Annotated in this window: 11 protein-coding genes and 1 pseudogene; 6 read left to right on the plus strand and 6 right to left on the minus strand. The window is 71.7% G+C overall.

What is annotated here, in order from left to right; genetic code table 11:
• The 5 genes and pseudogenes from FB457_RS36605 to FB457_RS33200 form a co-directional block, all read left to right on the plus strand.
• Nucleotides 1–126 (plus strand): annotated as a pseudogene (locus tag FB457_RS36605) (carbohydrate ABC transporter permease); the annotation flags it as partial.
• A gap of 109 nt (nt 127–235) precedes the next feature.
• Nucleotides 236–2,455, plus strand: a complete 2,220-nt coding sequence (locus FB457_RS33185; RefSeq protein ID WP_253911103.1) for a family 20 glycosylhydrolase — start codon at nt 236–238, stop codon at nt 2,453–2,455.
• Nucleotides 2,456–2,854: 399 nt separating this feature from the next.
• On the plus strand, nt 2,855–4,285 hold the full coding sequence (locus tag FB457_RS33190; protein ID WP_047014241.1) for a Gfo/Idh/MocA family protein: 1,431 nt from the start codon (nt 2,855–2,857) through the stop codon (nt 4,283–4,285).
• A gap of 154 nt (nt 4,286–4,439) precedes the next feature.
• Nucleotides 4,440–5,372 (plus strand): NEW3 domain-containing protein, encoded by a 933-nt coding sequence (locus tag FB457_RS33195; protein ID WP_145784326.1) that lies wholly within the window; start codon nt 4,440–4,442, stop codon nt 5,370–5,372.
• A 202-nt stretch (nt 5,373–5,574) separates the two neighbouring features.
• Nucleotides 5,575–8,391 carry a family 20 glycosylhydrolase gene (locus FB457_RS33200; protein WP_145784278.1) on the plus strand — a complete coding sequence of 939 codons (2,817 nt, stop codon included), beginning with the start codon at nt 5,575–5,577 and terminating at the stop codon, nt 8,389–8,391.
• 160 nt (nt 8,392–8,551) lie between these two features.
• Here the strand turns inward: FB457_RS33200 and FB457_RS33205 are convergent, their stop codons facing one another.
• Entirely contained in the window at nt 8,552–9,187 is a 636-nt protein-coding gene (locus FB457_RS33205; RefSeq protein WP_047014242.1) for a dienelactone hydrolase family protein, read from the minus strand.
• 383 nt (nt 9,188–9,570) lie between these two features.
• Between FB457_RS33205 and FB457_RS33210 the strand changes: the two genes are divergently transcribed.
• Entirely contained in the window at nt 9,571–10,494 is a 924-nt protein-coding gene (locus tag FB457_RS33210) for an ornithine cyclodeaminase family protein (protein WP_047014243.1), read from the plus strand.
• A 24-nt stretch (nt 10,495–10,518) separates the two neighbouring features.
• Here the strand turns inward: FB457_RS33210 and FB457_RS33215 are convergent, their stop codons facing one another.
• The 5 genes from FB457_RS33215 to FB457_RS33235 all read right to left on the minus strand — a co-directional run bounded on the left by FB457_RS33215 (nt 10,519) and on the right by FB457_RS33235 (nt 17,887).
• Nucleotides 10,519–11,181 carry a GntR family transcriptional regulator gene (locus tag FB457_RS33215; protein ID WP_047014244.1) on the minus strand — a complete coding sequence of 221 codons (663 nt, stop codon included), beginning with the start codon at nt 11,179–11,181 and terminating at the stop codon, nt 10,519–10,521.
• A 16-nt stretch (nt 11,182–11,197) separates the two neighbouring features.
• Nucleotides 11,198–12,181: an asparaginase domain-containing protein gene (locus FB457_RS33220; RefSeq protein WP_145784280.1), complete on the minus strand. Its 984-nt coding sequence runs from the start codon at nt 12,179–12,181 to the stop codon at nt 11,198–11,200.
• A complete protein-coding gene (locus FB457_RS33225; RefSeq protein ID WP_052770184.1) occupies nt 12,178–13,629 on the minus strand; it encodes a dihydroorotase in 1,452 nt (483 codons plus the stop codon). The genes FB457_RS33220 and FB457_RS33225 overlap by 4 nt, the downstream gene beginning before the upstream one ends.
• A gap of 65 nt (nt 13,630–13,694) precedes the next feature.
• Nucleotides 13,695–15,017 carry an amidohydrolase family protein gene (locus tag FB457_RS33230; protein WP_145784282.1) on the minus strand — a complete coding sequence of 441 codons (1,323 nt, stop codon included), beginning with the start codon at nt 15,015–15,017 and terminating at the stop codon, nt 13,695–13,697.
• Complete coding sequence (locus FB457_RS33235) at nt 15,014–17,887, minus strand: molybdopterin cofactor-binding domain-containing protein (protein ID WP_145784284.1); 2,874 nt, start codon at nt 17,885–17,887, stop codon at nt 15,014–15,016. The genes FB457_RS33230 and FB457_RS33235 overlap by 4 nt, the downstream gene beginning before the upstream one ends.
• Nucleotides 17,888–17,977: the final 90 nt, after the last annotated feature.

Genomic DNA, 17,977 nt, shown 5'->3' on the forward strand with positions numbered 1-17,977 from the left:
AACTACACCGTCGAATGGAACTACCTCTTCGCCGCCTCCGTCGTCGCCATCATCCCCGTCGTCGTCCTCTTCGCCTTCATCGAACGACACGTCGTCTCCGGACTCACAGCCGGATCAGTGAAATAAGACAGACGGCGGGCGAGACCGAATTCTCCTTTCCTGCCGCTCGACACCTTGGCACTCGTCCGGGTGAGTTCCTCACCAACCTCCGTGTCAGATGGGGTGAATTGCAACCATGCGTCGTTCGCTGCCAGTACTCATAGCGGTCCTCGTTGCCCTCTTCGGCTCCCTCCTCGCCCCGGCGGCGGCTGCTCCCGCTCCCGGCCCGCTCGCCGACGGCGGCCCGCCGCCGGTGGTGCCCCGGCCGTCACTGTGGGAGGACCTCGGCGGCACCGTCGACCTGACCTCCCGCTCGCGCATCCTGCTCGATCCGGGCTCCCGCGCCCGTACGACGACCGAAGCCGGCCGCCAGGAGTTGCCAGGCCCTGCCCGGCAGACGGGGCAGAGCCTGGCCGAGCAGGTGCAGGCCGACATCCGGTCGGTCACCGGACTGCGGCTCACCATCAGCAGCGGGCACGTGAAGCCCCGGCCCGGCGACATCCACCTCCGACTCACCGACGACGCCGAACTCGGTGCCGAGGGCTACCGCCTGGACAGCTCGAGCGCGATCAGCATCGAGGCGGCCTCCACCCATGGTCTGTTCTACGGCACCCGCACCCTGCTGCAGACGCTGCGCGCCGACTCGTCCCACCGCGCCGTGCCGCGTGCCCGCAGCACCGACGTGCCCACGCAGCAGGTGCGCATGGTCCAGCTCGATGCCGGTCGCAAGTACTGGGAGATGGACTACCTGGAGAACCTCATCCGGCGCATGGGTGACATGAAGCTCAACACCCTCTTTCTGCAACTGTCGGATTCCGAGGGATTCCGCCTCTACAGCCCGAAGTTCCCCGGACTCGCCGAGCGCAAGTACAGCTACAGCCGCGCCGACATCGAGCGGCTGAAGGCACTGGCCGCCCGCCAGCACGTCCAGATCATGCCGGGCATCGACGTGCCGGGCCACGCGACCGTGATCAGCGAGGCGTTCGGCATCGGCTTCGGCTCGGGCGCGAACCCGTGCACAGGCGCGCACACACACTCCCACCTCACCCCGGACTGGATCATCGACATCACCGACCGGGACGCGGTCGAGGTGACCAAGAGGCTCGTAGCCGAGTTCACCGACTGGTTCGACGCCCCGCTGTTCAGCATCGGCGCCGACGAACTGCCCGGGCAGCTCGCCGAGTGCCCGCGGGTGAAGCGCCACCTCGCCGAGGACCCGGACGTCAGCACCCTCGGGGACCTGCTCAACGGCTACATCAACACCCTCGACGACGTGGTGACCGCCCACGGCAAGCGGACCGCCATCTACAACGGCACCGAGCACCTGGCAGCGCCGCAGCAGCAGGTCCACTCCCCCGTGGTCTTCCTCACCTGGGAAGGGACCGGCACCGACCCGGTCATTCCGGGCCACGACGAGATCGCCATCGGCCCCTTCTACGTGACGCCGAACAATTACCACAACCTCTACCCCGACGAGCGGTGGATGTACGAGCGGTGGGTGCCGAACACCGCGGACGACATGCTCGGCTCCGGCCTGATGAACTGGGCCGACTACAACTTCTGGGCCGAGGACCGGTACTTCGAGCAGGTCATGGCCGCACCCCGGGCGCTCCTCGCGGACCGGGCCTGGAACGGCTCCGCCGTCCCCGACACGCTCGCCGGATTCCGGGCCCGGACGGCCGCGCTCGGCGACCCGCCCGGCATCACCACCGAGCCGCAGCCGCCCCGGACGGACGACGGCCACCCCAGCCACCACTGGACTTTCGACGCCGCCTCGTACCCGGCCGGCTGGACCTATGCCAGCAGCCCGCCCCACACGATCATGGCCGAAGACGTCGCCGGCGACCTGCCCGGCACCACGTACATCATCAACAACCCGACGCTCGTCGAGGACGGAGTACGCGGCCAGGCGTTCCGCTTCGACCACAACCGGGACGGGGTGGGCTTCGGCGGCACCGACATCGCAGCGCCCTGGACCGCCTCCGCATGGGTCAAACTCACCGCGACCACGAGCGACCAGGTGCTGCTCAGCTCCCGCACCGGCGCCTTGAAGCTGCAGCAATACGGCAGCGGCAAGGTGGGCTTCACCCGCTTCGGCGACGCCGACCACAGCTTCGGCTACACCGTGCCGCTGAACCGCTGGGTCCACCTGACCTGGGTGGCGGAGCCGGACCGCACCACGCTCTACGCCGACGGCGAACCCGTCGGTGCCGTGAACGCCTCGATCCCCCTCCCCCTGCGCTCCATCGGCACGCCCAGCGCCAGCCTCCGCGGTGACCTCGACGAACTCGTCACCTGGGACGAGGCGCTGACGCCCGCACAGGTGCAGCAGCGCTACGCCGCATACGGGCGCTGACCAGCCGACGGGCACCTCGAACGAACCGTTCTCCTGGCTGCGGCCACGGCACCTCAGAACACTGAAGGGAGCCTCGCCAGGGCGTAGGAGCCGCGGCCGGCCTGGCGGAGCACCCTGACGCTCCGCCAGGCCGGGCGTTTCCCGTGACCGCGCGCGCCAGCAGGCCCGGCGTGGGCGGCCGGCGCGGAGTACCGCCATCGGGCTGCGCACGTGCGCGGGCACGCGCGTGCGCGCAGGAGGTCGTTGACTGCAGGCGCCGGGTCGGTCCCGCAGATGCCCTAACGCCGTGCGCTTTGCTTGAAGTTGCTTGAAAGAAGCAGCTTTCGCGCACATCTTGACATGTCGTTCCGCCTCCGGGAGATTCTTGGGCACAGCGACGTCCAAGCCGGGGAGCAACGCATGCAAGAAGCATCGGGAGTCTCAAGACGCGCAGTACTGGGAGGAGCGGCGGCCACTGGAGCCATGGCCGCGCTGGGAACTGCGGGCACCGCGAGGGCCGCAGAAACGGCCGGAACAGCCGGGACGCCCGGCCGGCCCGCGGGGCAGACCTCGATGGTGAAGCAGCCCTTCGACGTGTACCCGACCGTGCGGGTCGGGGTGATCGGAATCGGCAACCGCGGCAGCGGGATGGCCAACGGGTGGGCTGCGGTTCCCGGTTGCGTGGTGCGCGCGGTCTGCGATGTGCGGGCCCCACGCGCGAAGGCCAAGGCCGACCAGCTCGCGGCGGACGGCAAGCCGCGGCCCCTGGAGTTCGGCGGTTCGCCGGATGCGTACAAGGAGATGCTCAAGCGCGACGATATCGACCTCGTCTACATAGCCACCCCCTGGGAGTTCCACTACGAGCAGGGCAAAGCCGCGTTGCTCGCCGGCAAGCACGTGCTGGTCGAGTTGCCCATCGCCACCGAGCTGGACCAACTGTGGGACCTGGTCAACACCTCGGAGCGGACCCGTCGTCATCTGCTGCTCGCGGAGAACGTCTCCTACGGCCGCAACGAACTGGCGATGCTGCGCATGGCCCACGACGGCGCCTTCGGCGACATCACCAACGGCCACGGTGGCTACCTTCACGACCTGCGTGAACTGCTCTTCTCCCCCACGTACTACACCGACTCGTGGCGGCGGCTGTGGCACACGCGCTCGATCGCCTCCTTCTACCCGATGCACGGCCTGGCCCCCATCGCGGCCGCGATGGACATCAACCGCGGGGACCGGATGGTCACCCTGCGCGCCACCGCCACCGAGCCCAAGGGACTGGCCGACTACCGAGCCCGGTTCGTGCCCGAGGGGCACCCGGCGTGGAAGGAGACGTACGTCAACGGTGATCTCGTCACCTGCTTGATCGACACCGCCGACGGCCGCATCATCCGGGCCGAGCACGACGTCAGCTCGCCTCGGCCCTACAGCAGGATCAACACGATCGCCGGCAGCCGCGGCATCTTCGAGGACTACGCCGGTCCGGCTCCGACCGGTGGCCGGATCTACATCGAGCCCGACCACGGCGGGCATTCCTGGCGGGACTTCAAGACCTACCGTGACGAGTACGACCACTGGCTGTGGAAGAAGATCGGCGACGACGCCGCCAACAACGGCGGGCACGGCGGCATGGACTATGTGCTGCAGTGGCGCACGGTCCAGTGCATGCGTGCCGGCCTGGTACCGGACATGGACGTGTACGACGCAGCGGTGTGGTGCTCACCGGTGCCGCTCAGCGTGATGTCGCTGGAGGACAAGGGGCGTCCGGTCCAGGTGCCTGACTTCACCCGCGGATCCTGGGTGAACATCCGTCTCGGTCTCGACACGCGCGAGTCGGACATGCCGCCGGTGGCTTGAGCAGGGCTCACCCACGTCGTCCCGGACCACCTCCACCCAACCTCAGGCCGCCCATCGGCCCAGTCTCCCCGGAGGAGAGGAAACGCTCATGCCGATCGAGCCATCCCGCGCCGCCCTGTCCCGAAGATCCTTCGCCGTGGCCGGCGCGGGGGCCGTGCTGCTGCCCGCGACCGTCCTCGCGGCCACGGCCCGCGCCGCCGCCGCGCAGACCGAGATCACCGTCTCTCCCATCGACCTCGACGGACCGGCCGTCACCACCGTCACCGTCACCGTCCGCAACACCGCTCCCCAGCGACTGCGTGACCTGCGCGTGAGCTTCTCCGGGCCGGCCGGCTGGGTGGTGGAGCCGGAGGTACGGACCGTCAAGAGCGGCATCGCCCCCAACGCCCACGCCACCGTGACCTTCGAACTGCTGGTCCCGGCACCGAGCTCCGGCTTCCAACTGCTCAACTTCACCGCGACCGCGCTGTACGAAGGCGGCGACGGCCTCGCCCGCGCGACCGTCACTCGTACGGAGCGGCGGGGCGAGCCGTTGCCCACGCTCGCGGCGGCCTACAACAACGTCGGCATCACCGATGAATCGAACACCGCGCCGGGCGACTTCGACGGCGGCGGCAACAGCTTCTCCGCCCAGAAGCTCGCCGACGTGGGCCTGAGCCCGGGCGCGTCCGTCACCGCTCTGGGCGCCGAGCTGACCTGGCCGGACGTGCCGCCGGGGGCCAAGGACAACGTGTCCAGCGGCGGCCAGGCGATCTCCCTCAGCGGCTCCGGGAGCAAGCTGGTCTTCCTCGGCTCGGGGGTCGGCAACAACGCGGTGGGCACCGCCCGGGTCTTCTACACCGACGGCACGAGCAGCAGCGGCAGCTTCGGCTTCCCCAACTGGTCGTTCCAGAACGTCACCGACCACGGCGCGACCCAGATTGCCGCGTCGAACGGACGAAACCGTCCGGACGGGTACGGCAACGCGGGCGTCACCTACAGCATCTTCGCCCATTCCGTGCCGCTCCAGGCGGGCAAGACAGTGGATTTGGTGGTGTTGCCGGGGCAGGGCGGCATCCACATCTTCGCCATGGCCATCGCGCCCTGAAGGACCACGAGCAGCATCCGCACCATCGCTGAAGCCGGACTTGTCCTGTCCGCCAATCGGTGGACAGGACGGTCCGGGCCTCTTCCTCCGCCACTCTCCGGTTCAGCGCCACCGCAGGGCGTCTTCCAGCGCTTGAAATACAAGAAGTACGCACTCTCTGTGCGTGATCGCGCACTTACCTGTCCATCGATAGGGAGTTCCCATGCAGTTGCGGAAGTGGAAGAGACGTTCGTTCCCATCCCCCCGCGGTAAGCCCTATGTGCTGGTCGCGGCGATCCTGACAGCCCTGGTCGGGCTCACGTGGGCCCCGTCGGCCGGTGCCGAGCAGGACTCGCCCACCCGGCTCGGCGGCAATGCGCTCATCCCCCGTCCTGTCGTCCTTCAACAGGATGCAGATAACGAGCCGTTCGTCCTTCGTCCCTCTCTCCAGATCGTCGCCCGCGGCAAGGCCGCCCGCGTCGGGGAGCAGCTCGCGGCGCAGTTGCGCCGCGCGACCGGGTTCCGGGTGCCGGTGCTCGACCAGGGCGCCGGCATCCGAATCACGGTGGACTCGACGGCCGCATACACCGTCGAGGGTGCCGCCCCCACCCCGGAGTCGTACGTCCTGGACGTGGACCGCCGAGGCGTCACCATCACCGCCCGCACCGCGCACGGCGCGTTCAACGGCGTGCAGAGTCTGCGTCAGCTCCTGCCGGCGTGGGCCGGTTCGCCGCGGCCGGTCGTCACCGACTGGCGCGTACCCGCCACGCATATCGAGGACGCACCGCGCTTCTCCTACCGCGGTGTCATGCTCGACGTGGCCCGCTCGTTCCAGGAGGTCGAGGAGGTCAAGGACTACATCGACACCCTATCTGGGCTGAAGATGAACGTGCTGCACCTGCACCTCGCCGACGACCAGGGCTGGCGGATCGAGATCACCAACGAGGGCAAGGAACCGGGTGATCCGATCGACTACAGCGCGTTGCACCGCGAGTCGGGCGCGACCGCAATGAACAGCCAGGGCTACCGCAGCGAACTCGGCCGCACCGGCTACTACACGCAGGAGCAGTACCGTGACATCGTCGACTACGCCAGGGAGCGGTTCGTCACGGTCGTCCCCGAAGTGGACGTCCCCGGCCACACCAACGCGGCCCTGCACGCGATCCCGGAGTTGAACACCGACCGCTCGCTCCCGGCGCCCGACCCCGGCACCGGGGTGGTGGACTGGAACGGGACCGGCAGCGTGGGGTACTCCGCGCTGGACGAGCAGCACGATCTCTCGTACACCTTCGTCAAGCATGTCTTCCGGCAGCTCGCCGAGATGACCGGGGGCCCGTACGTGCACCTCGGCGGCGACGAGTCCCATGCCATGGGCCACGAGCGCTACGTCGACTTCATCTCCCGCGCCGTCCCCGACATCAAGGCCGCGACCGGCGTCGGGACCGTGGGCTGGTCGGAGTATGCCGAGGCCGGGCTCTCCCAGGGGCAGGGATTCTGGGACGGATCGGTCGTGCAGTACTGGGTCGGCAGCGGCGACTGGGTGCGCGACTTCATCTCCAAGGGCGGCAAGACCGTGGTCTCCGCCGCGGGCGGTGCATACCTGGACCAGAAATACACGAGCGAAACCCCGATCGGCCTGTCGTGGGCCTGCAGCGGCACCTGTGACTTCCAGCGCTACTACAACTGGGACCCGACGACGACGGTCAGCGGCGGCATCCCCGAGTCGGGTGTGCTGGGCGTCGAGGGGCCGCTGTGGTCGGAGACGGTGCGCGGCGGTGACCAGGCGGCCTTCCTCACTCTGCCGCGAGCCGCCGCGATCCTGGAAACCGGCTGGACACCGGCGGACCAGAAGGACGTCGCCGACTTCGGTGAACGTCTCGCCCGGCTCGGCCCGCACCTCACCGTGGCCGGCGCCAATTACTACGAGAGCCCGGGTACCCGGTGGGCCGCCACCGCCGCCGGCACCGACACGACCGCGCCGAAGGGCGTCACGACCCGCGTCGAGCTGGGCCGGATCGCCGCTCCCGGGACCAAGGTCTCCGAGGACGGCACGAAGATCGTTCCGGACACCGTGTCGACCGACGGCGATCCCGCTTCCGCCAGCGCCCTCACCGAGCCGCTGACCGCGACGGCGACATGTGGAAACCGGGTGCTGCCGGTGACGTTCAGCCAGAGCCGGCCACGCGATTCCCTCCACGCCGCCGGCGTCTACACCGCGGGTGTGCGGGCGGCGTTCGCCGAGGACACGGCGTGCACGCTGAAGACATCCGCGGGGGACGAGGTGTCCGTCCGCGTCCGGCAGGCTGACGCCCCGGACAAGGAGGAGCGCACTGCCTCAGCTCCTGCGATCTCGGTCCCGTCCAAGGTGAAGGCCGGTACCTGGGTCCCGCTGGAGCTGACCGGTTTCGCACCCGGCTACGTCGACATCCGTATCGACGGCAAGACCCTCTACACCGTGCGGGCCGACTCCGCCGGGCGGTTCGACCGTCATGGCGTCATACCGGCTGCGACCGTCCACGGTGAGCAGACGATCAGCGCCGTCCAGGGCGAACGGTCGGCACACGAAACCGTCTCGGTGTCCTCCTCGGTGCGACCGCTGCCGGATCTCATCGACCAGTCCACGCTGAGCGTGCACGACGTCGACAGTGAGGAGACCGTCGGTGAGAACGGCGCGGCGGTCAACGCCGTCGACGGAGACCCCGACACCATCTGGCACACCGAGTGGTACAACGCGACCTCGGCCTTCCCTCACCACATCACTCTGGACCTGGGCAAGCAGTACGACGTCACCGGCCTGCAGTACACGCAGCGGCAGAACGGCTTCAACGGCCGGATCAAGGACTACCGCATCGAGGTGAGCGCCGACGGCACCACCTGGTCCCAGGCGGCGACCGGCTCCTTCACCGCAGCACTCACGCCGCAGAACGTGGAGTTCGGCGCCGTGGGCGGCCGGTATGTACGCCTGACAGGGACCAGCTCCCAGGCAGGCAACGCCTTCGCCGGCGCGGCGGAAATCAACATCGGAGGCCGCCCCATGTGATTCCGGCCGCTCCGGAGGTGACACGTGCTCCGGTGCCGGGTGCTTCGAGCCCTGGCACCGGAGCACGGCAAGGCGGGGCGACGCTCGGCCGGGGTGCGGTCGTGTGCCGAACCGGGTGCTCAGGCCGAAGCAGGTTCGCCCGCGCTGCGTGCTCAGTCGCCTAGGCCATCCGCGTGAACCAGTCCGCCGCCGCGGCGCCGACCTCCTCCAGCGCTCCCGGCTCCGGGAACAGGTGCGTCGCGCCCGGGATCACGCGCAGTTCGTACGGTGCGGTGAGCTGCTGCGCGGCCTCCTCGTTGAGCTTGATCACGGCGTCGTCCCGGCCGCCCACGAGCAGCAGCACCGGTGCACGTACCTCGGCGAGCGCGCCGCCCGCGAGATCGGGGCGGCCGCCGCGGGAGACCACGGCCCGTACGAGCTCGGGACGCTCAGCCGCCGTGATCAAGGCCGCGGCGGCGCCGGTGCTGGCGCCGAAGAGCCCGATGGGCAGATCGGTGGCGCGGGCCGCGAGCCAGTCGGCAGCGCCGCTGAGCCGGCGGGCCAGCAGGGGGATGTCGAAGCGGTGCTCGCGGGTGACCGCATCGGTCTGGTCCTCGGCCGGCGTGAGCAGATCCAGGAGCAGGGTGCCGAAACCGCGGTCGTTCAACCGGGCTGCGACGGCCTGGTTGCGCGGGCTGTGCCGCGAACTGCCGCTGCCGTGGGCGAACAGCACCAGGCCCGCGGCCTCATCGGGCATCGCGAGGTCGCCGCTGAGCTGCGTGCCGGCGATCCGGAGGGTCACGCTCTCGACGGGCATGGTCGCCTCCCGGCTTCTCTGGGACGGTGTTGCTGAGAGTCGGTCCAAGACAAGGATGGGGCACAACCAAGAGCACGCCCGAGGACGCCGTACGGCGCGTCGCTGGACGTGGGAAGGAGTTCAGCCGCGCGGCTCTGCCGGTAAACCCTCGGCCGTTGCGCACGCTCCCGAGCGATGCGAGCCGTTCGCGGTGCCCTGGCGTCCGGCTGGCGAGGAGTGGTTACGGGGTCAGTCGGCGCGGGCCACGACACCGCGGCCGTTCCCCGGTCCGGGGCGTAGGCCCTACGGCGGAGACCTCTCCGGCTGCGGACGGATGACCGCACCGTGCAGTGCCCGGCAGCGTGATCCCCTACCCGGTACTCCTCGCGCGAAGGGTGCGTGCCATGTCAGTGCTGTTGCTGGATGACGACGACGTACGCTCTCGTCTCGACGCTCCGACCGCCGTCCGCGCCGTACGGAACGCTCTCACGGCCGCGCACGAAGGTGCTCTCCACGCGCCGCCGCGGGTCCACGCCGACCTCGGGGGCGGCCGCCTGGTGTTCACGGCAGGACACCTGCGCGCGGAGAGACTGTTCGGCTTCCGCGCCTACGACACCCTCGTCGGGGCGGAACAACTGGTGGCCCTCTGGGACGGTGACGGCGGCCGGCTCCGGGCCGTGGTGCACGGCGACGAGCTGGGTGCCCGGCGCACCGGTGCGATCGGGGCCGTAGCGGTGGACACGGCGGCGCGTCCCGGGCCGATACGGCTCGGGGTGGTGGGAGCCGGCAGGCACGCCTGGACCCAACTGTGGGCCATCTGCGCTGTACGGCAGGTGGTCGAGGCCACGGTCGCGTCCCGCACACCGGAACGCGCGCAAGCGTTCGCCCGGCGGGCCGCGGAGGAGTTGGGGGTCCGGGTGCGGGCGGTACCTCGTGTGGAGGAGGCGGTGCGTGACCACGACGTCGTCGTCCTCGCCACGAACAGCACCGCGCCCGTGCTGGATGCGGAGTGGGTCGCGCCCGGGACGCATGTGACGACGCTCGGTCCCAAGACCGTCTCGCGCCATGAAGTGCCTGCGGCCTTGGCGGAGCGGGCGGACGTGATCCTCACCGACTCCGTCGCCCAGGCGGCCGCCTACGGTGAACCCCACGTTCTGCCCGTCGACCGGATGATCGGCCTGGGCGCTGTCCTGGTCGGTGCTGCGGCAGGCCGGTCCAGCCCTGACGAGATCACCGTCTTCTGCTCCGTCGGTCTCGCCGGTACGGAGGTCGCCGTCGCTGCCGCGTTGGGGGAGGTGCTGCAGCCCGCGCGGCGCAGCCCCGGCTGACTGGTGCGCCCGGGGCGATGTTCGTCACGGCCGGCGGTGCTCGTTGCGCCACATCTCCAGCCGGGCCTCGCGTGCGCTGAGGATGTGGTCGCGGGCCAGGCCGGCGGCTTCGGGGCCGCGGCCGGCACGTAGTGCGGTGAGGATCTTGCCGTGCTCGTCGAGGGCGACCTGCCACCGCCCGGGCTGGGCGAGGGTGGAGGTGGCGACCTGCAGCAGGCGGGTGTTGAGGCTAAGCAGGAGCCCGACCAGCACCGGGTTGTGGGACGCGTCCCACAGCGCTTCGTGGAACTTCAGGTGCAGGTCGGGGCGGTGGCCCTGGCCGCCGTCGTGCCGGCGGTGACCGGTCAGCAGCCGTTCGAGCTCCTTCAGGTCCGTCTCGGTTGCGGCCTGGGCGGCCTGTTCGACGGCGGCGGCCTCCAGGAGGGCCCAGGCGTCGTAGACCTGGAGGATCTGCTCGCGCGGCCGTTCCTGGATCAGCATGCCGCGCGTGGTGCGCTCCAGGAGGCCCTCGTGGATCAGGCGGGCGGCGGCCGCGCGTACGGTCGTCCTGCTGGCCCCGTAGCGCTCGACCATTTCGCGTTCGCTCAGGCGCACGCCGGGCGCGAGGGTGCCGGTGCCGATCTGTTCGAGGAGCGCCTCGTACACCTGATCTGCCTTGGACGGCGGTGTGGGCTTGTTGTGCTGCATGTGCGGCGTGTCCTGTTCAGGCGGGAGCGACGGGGAAGGCCTTACGTGGAGTGTGTCCCAGGGCGAGTGCGATCTGCAGCCGCAATCGGGCCTTGAGGGCGGGCAGATGTCCCACCGGTATCACTCCCACTGATCTCAGGTGGCCTTCGCCGCCCTTGTCGCCGTAGGTGTCCTGGAGGAGGGGACCTGCGGGGCAACGGGAGGCGAGCACGACGGGTGTGCCGGCGGCGACGAGGGTGGCGAGGGTGTCGGCGACGCCGGGTGGGGTGTGGCCGCCGCCGGTTCCGGCGATGAGCAGTCCTGCCGCGCCGTCCGCGGCACGCTCGACGGTCTCGCCGTCGATCCCGGCGTAGACGGTGACCAGCGGCACGCGCGTGTCGGCGAGACGGCCGGGCTCGGGCATGCCGAGGTGGTCGGAGTCGCGGTGGGCGGTGCGGTGCAGGAGCAGGCGGCCTTCGTGGATCTGACCGGCCGGGCCGCCGTCGGGCGAGGTGAACGCGGCGGGCCTGCTGGTGTGGGCCTTGGTGACCCAGCGGGCCAGGTGCACCTCGTCGCCGAAGACGACGACGGGACCAGAGTCGGCCAGCTTCGGATCGCGGGCCGCCGCGATGGCGGCGGCGAGGTTTCCCGGTCCGTCGTCGCCGGGCTGTGCCGGGAGCCGCATGGCTCCCGTGACGACGACAGGCACCGGGACGTCGACCATGACCGCCAGGGCGTAGGCGGTCTCCTCCAGGGTGTCGGTGCCGTGGAGGACGACGATGCCGTCGCATGCGGCGGCGGCCTGTCCGACCTGCTGGGCGAGGGTGAGCATGTGCGGCGGCGTCATCGCCCGGCCCGGGATGCGGTGCACCTCGATGGGCCGCAGCCGCGTCCCGGAACTGCCGTGGCCGGCGACCAGGTCCGTCGCGGAGAGGCCGCCGCCATGGCGGCGCCGGGCATCGGCGACGGCGGAGATGGTGCCGCCGGTGGCCAGGACCGCGATGGTCGTGGGCTCTCTCATGACCGGGCTTCGGCGTCTACGCGGCGTGCGTGCTCGCGCGGTGTGGGCGCGGCCGCGGGCGGGGTGGGGCTGGAGCGTACGAGGGTGCCGCGTGGCGCGTCGGGCAGCAGCTCGCCGTCCTTCATGAGCTGCCGGCCGCGGAGCACGGAGGCCGTCGCCATGCCGCGGCCGCGGCGGCCGTGGAAGACGCTGAGCGGGTGGCGGGTGTGCAGCCGCCGCTGATCGATGGTGAAGGTCGCTTCGGGGTCGACGAGGGTGAAGTCGGCGTCGTAGCCGGGACGGATGCGGCCCTTGCGGGGCAGTGCGTACAGCTCGGCGGTGGCGGTGGACAGTACGTGGGCCAGGCGCTGGGGGGTGATCTGGCCGCGGGTCATGGCATCGAGCATCAGCGGCACCAGGGTCTCGACGCCGTGCATGCCGGCCGGCTGCGTGTCCAGGGGGAGTTGTTTCTCGGCCGGTGCGTGGGGGGCGTGGTCGGAGGAGAGGGAGGTGAGGGTGCCTTCGCGCAGCGCCTGCCACAAGGCGTCCCGGTCGTGCCGGGAGCGGATGGGCGGGTAGACCTTCGTGCCGGTGTGGTGTGCGGCGTCGTCCTGGGTGAGGAAGAGGTAGTGGGGGCAGGTCTCCGCCGTGACGGGGATGCCGTCGGCACGGGCGCGGCGTATCAGCTCAACGCCGCGGGCGGTGGCGACGTGCAGGACGTGGAAGCGGCCGCCGATGCGCCGGGCCGCTTCGACGGCCTGGGCGATGGCGGTGGATTCCGCTTCGACGGGGCGGGCGTCGAGCAGGTCCTGGTAGGTGGTGAGGGCGGCGGTGTGGCGGCCGGCGTAGGCGAGGACGCCGGGGTCCTCGCAGTGGGCGGCCACCAGGCCCCCCGCCGCCGCGGCGCGGGCGAGGACCTCCCACACCTCGGTGATTCCGGGCGGGGGGATGACCTGTTCCGGCGGGAGGTCGGACGTGTTGTAGACGAGGCGTTTGGTGGTCCGGTCCAGGCCGTAGCCCCAGAAGATCTTCACCCCGACGGCGCCGGCGGCGAACAGGCCGGGCAGGTCGTCCAGGTTGTCCCGGCCGAGGGAGAGCGCCCACAGGCCGAAGTCGCAGGCGGCGACCTCGGCGTGCCGCCCGGCGCGCTCGGCGAAGACGGCGCTGTCGGTGACCGGAGGGAGGGCGTTGGGCATCTCCAGCATCGTGGTGATACCGCTGCACGCCGCCGCGCGGGTGGAATCGGCAAAGGTCTCCTTGTCGGTCTGTCCGGGGTCGCGGGAGTGCACGTGGGGGTCGATGAGCCCGGGGAAGACCAGCAGGCCGGTGGCGTCGAGGACCTCGTCGACGGGGCCGTGGTCCGTGCCGTGGGCGGTGAGGGCGGCGATGCTGCCGTTCTCGCAGAGGACGTCGGCGGGGTGGGTGGCGCTGTCGGTGATCAGCGTGCCGCCGGAGATGAGAAGTCGCACGGGAGCTCCATCGAGTTGATGAGGGCCTGGGGCCCGGGTGGTGGCCGGCGGGGTGTCGCCTGTTGCTAGGAAGGGCCGGGGCGCGTGGCCGGCGGCGTGGGGTGGTCGAGGGTTCCGACGACGGTGCGGCCGTCGAAGACCACCGCGGCGATGTCCCCCGCGGTGGCGCGGTTGACCAGCGCCGCGGCCGGGTCGTGGGCCGCGGCGGCCGCGAGGTTGGGCGAGGCCGTGTCGAAGGCGACGAAGGTCGCGGCCTTGCCGACGCTGAGCGAGCCGAGATCCGTTGCTCCCAGCACCTGGGCGGCGTTCACGGTCATGGCGGCCAGGAGCCGGCCGGGGTCGGGGTGGCGCACTGTTCCGGTACGCCACCGTTCGGCTTTGACGAGGAAGTTCGCCTCCTCGTGGGGTGAGGGGGTCGTCGTCATGACGTTGTCGGTGCCGAGCGCGACCTTCACCCCGGCGGCAACCGCGCCGAGGTAGGGAGGGACCCCGAAGCCGAGGGCGGCGTGGGACCGCGGGCACATCACGACCGCCATGCCTGCCCGGGCGGCGGCGTGCAGTTCTTCGGGGGTGGCGGCGGTGGCGTGCACCAGGTAGTCGGGGCGCAGGATCTCGATCGCGCGGGCGATGTCGCTGCGGCCGGTGCGGGCCAGGGAGGTCTGCCGGTCCTCCTCCCGCTCGCTGACGTGCGCGGCGAGCCGCTTGCCGGAGGCGCGGACGAGGTCGGCGGTCTGGGCCAGGGCGGTGTCGGTGAGCTGGTTGGGCGAGACGACGCTGAACCCGTCCGCGCTGTCGAGGATGTCGCGGATCTCAGCCTGGGCTTCCTCACTGAGCCCGCCGGTGTTCGCCCGCAACTGCTCTGTGGTGAAGGGCAGGTCGGCGTGACGGCCCAGGGCCAGGGCGCGGATGGGCAGGCCGGAGGTGGCCTCGCGCAGCAGGTCGACGCCGTGCCGGCCCTGCTCGCGGAAGTCTTCGAAGGCGACCACTCCGCAGCGGATCATGGTCTGCATCGCCTGGCGCATGCCGGTGACGAGCTGCTCGTCGCCGGCCTGGGCCATGAGCTGCCAGCGCTGCCCGTCAGGTGCGTAGAGCAGGTCCACGCCCTCGGTGCGGAAGCCGGCTTCGGCGAAGGCGGCGTCGCCGATGTGGGTGTGGCCGTTGACGAAGCCGGGGGTGATCAGCAGGTCGGGCCGGTGCAGGCGCGGCACCGCGGGGCCGGGATCGTGCAGGCGTCCGGCAGCGGTGATCCGCCCGTCGGTGATGACGAGGGTGGCCTGGCGTGTCGGTGTCAGCTCCTCTCCGAGGAGGGCGGTGACACCGGTCAGCGCCCACGTGCCGATGTCCGTCGGCCCGTTGACCGGGCCCGCGGGCCCGTTGTCCGCCGTCATACGCGCTCCTCGTCTGGTCGGGTCGAGCCGGATCGTGCGTCGGATCCCTCCGTGGCCGGTGGTGGGGAGGGGGTGTCGGCGGCGGCGAGGACCGCGTCGACGATGTGCGCGTAGGCGCCGCAGCGGCACAGGTTGCCCGCCAGGTGGCGGCGTACCTGGTCCCGGCTGGGACGGGGGGTGCGCTCCAGCAGTGCGGTGGCGGCCATGAGCATCCCCGGGGTGCAGTAGCCGCACTGGACCGCACCGTGGTCGACGAAGGTCCGCTGCAGCCGGCTCAGTTCTCCGTGGCGGGCGAGGTCCTCGACGGTGCGGACCTCGCCCCCGATGCGGGTGGCCGTGGTGCGGCAGGCGCGGAGCGGCTGCCCGTCCAGCAGTACGGTGCACGTTCCGCACACGCCCTCGGCGTCGCAGCCGGCCTTCGCCCCGGTGAGTGCGAGCCGCTCCCGCAGGAGGCGCAGCAGCGACATCCCCGGAGGGATCTCCGCCGGCTCCCGCCCGTTGACCGTCAGCGGCCCGGGCCCGCTCGCGGGCGGCTGCCCGGCCGGCCCCGGGCGCTCGGGGACCAGGTGGGCGGGAAGGGGCAGGGCGGTGTGGCGGGTGCCGGTGGCGGCGTGCAGCGCGTTGCCGAGTGCGGCGGGTACGGGGACCAGACCGATCTCGCCGATCCCGCGGGCGCCGCCCGCCGGGCCGTCGGCCGTGGGGGTCTCCACCACCACGGCCTCGATGCCGGGGGCGTCGGTCATGGTGGGGATCCGGTACGCGCCCAGCCCCTCCACGTCGGGGCGTCCGGTGGAGAAGTCCACGCGCTCGGTGGTGGCCATCCCCCAGCCCTGGAGCGCCGCGCCGATGACCTGCTGCTCGCAGGCCAGGGGGTTGACCGCGCTGCCCGCGTCGACCGCGACGGTCAGTCCGGCTGAAGTGATCCGCCCGGTGACGGCCTCGATCCCGATGGTGACCGCGGCCGCAGCATAGGACCAGAACGGTGTCGGCCGGGTCGAGCGACCGGTGTGCGGATCGATCGGCGTGGTGGTGCCGTGCCCCGTCCGGCCGTGCCCGAGCAGTTCACCAGGCCCTTCGAAGTGCCGGGTGAGCAGCGCGGCGTAGGACAGGTGCCGGCCACGGGCGCCGATGGTCCCCTGGGCCATGACCACCTCCCCCTCGGTGGCGTGGAATTCGGCGGCGGCGATGGCCCGGAGCTGGTCTGCCACGGACTGGGCGGCCGCCTGCACGGCGCCGCCCACCGCAAAGGTCGTGCGCGAGGCGGTCGAGCCGCGGTCGAAGGACGGGGAGGAGGTGCCGGGGTCGGCCAGATGGATCCGCCCGGGCGGCAGCGACAGCGCCGCCGCGGCGATCTGCGCCATGATGGTACGGGCGCCCTGGCCGTTGTCGATGGCCGCGCACGCCACCTCCGCGCTGCCGTCGTGCAGCAGCCGCACCGTGGCGAAGGACACCGCGGGGGCCAGCGCCGACTTCCACGCCAGCGCATACCCGGTAGCGCGCCGCACACCCGCCGCACCCCCGCCCGGCCGCCGGCCGTCGCCGGGCTCGGTGCCGGGCCGGGTGCGAGCGGCGACCGCGTCCAGGCATGCCCCGGCGCCCACGTCCCGCATCACCTCCCCCGTCGCCGACACGTCCCCGTCGCGCAGCAGGTTGTGCCGGCGCAGCTCCAGCGGGCCGATGCCCAGCTCGGCGGCGAGCGTGTCGATCTGCTGCTCGCCGGCCCAGCAGGTCTGCGGGGTGCCCAGGCCCCGCATCGCCCCGGCGGGCAGCCGATTGGTGTACGCCAGGCGGGCGTCGACGCGTACGTGCGGGATCCGGTAGGGCCCGGGTGAGCCGTAGCCGCAGTTGCGCAGGATCAGCGGTGCCGCGTCGGCGTAGGCTCCCTGCTCGCCGACGATGGTGACCTCCCGCACGGTCAGCGTGCCGTCGCGGCGGGCGCCTGTGCGCATACGGATCCGCATCGGCATCCGCCCGGTCGCCGAGGTGAACTCCTGGACGCGGGTGAAGACGAGCCGCACCGGGCGGCCGGGCACGCGACGGGCCAGCAGCACCGCGGCCGGGTTGAGGGCGCGCAGGTACATCTTCGCGCCGAACGCGCCGCCCACGTACGGCACCCGCACGGTCACCTTGTTCAGCGGCAGATCGCACAGCTCGGCGAGCATGGCGCGCAGGGTGTGGGGGCCGGGCGTGGCCTGCCAGACCGTCAGCGCCCCTGCCGAGTCGAACCGGGCCACGACCGCGTGCGGTTCCAGGTGTGCGTGCTGCACGAACGACGTGGTGTACGTGTCCTCGACGACGACGTCGGCGGCGGCCAGCCCGGCCTCGGCGTCGCCGGTGCGAAGCCGGAAGCGGAAGGGGCTGTTGCCGTGCGGGTCGAAGCGGATGCCCAGGGCCCCGGTCAGCTCGTAGTGCTGCCAGTCGGGGTGGATGAGCCGGGCGTCGTCAGCGAGCGCCTGGTCGGGGGTGAGTAGAGCGGGCAGCGGCTCGTACTCGACCTCGATCTGCTCGACGGCTTCGGCGGCCGCCTCCTCGGTTTCGGCGGCGACCGCGGCCACCACCTCCCCGTAGTGCCGCACCTGGTCGAGGGCGAGCGCGGGCTGGTCACGGACGAACGGGCCGTGCCGGCGCGGCCAGTCGGCGCCGGTGACCACCGCCCTGACCCCGGGCACCCGCCGGGCCCTGCGCGTATCCAGCCTGCGGATACGAGCGGCCGGGAGCGGGGACGTCAGCACACGTGCGGTCAGCGCCCCCGGCGGCGCCACGTCCACGCCGTACTCGGCGGCGCCGGTGACCTTGGGCACGGCATCCAGGCGGGGCAGCGAGACCCCCACCGCGCCCGGACCCCGCGCCTGCCGCTGGTCCTTACCCATGTGACCTCCCTCGGTCGGTCCGCCCACGGATCAGCCCGGCAGCACCACGGACGGCCGCCTTCACGCACCGGCCGGCGAGCCGCTCGTCGC

The organism is Streptomyces sp. CNZ287, assembly GCF_007827615.1.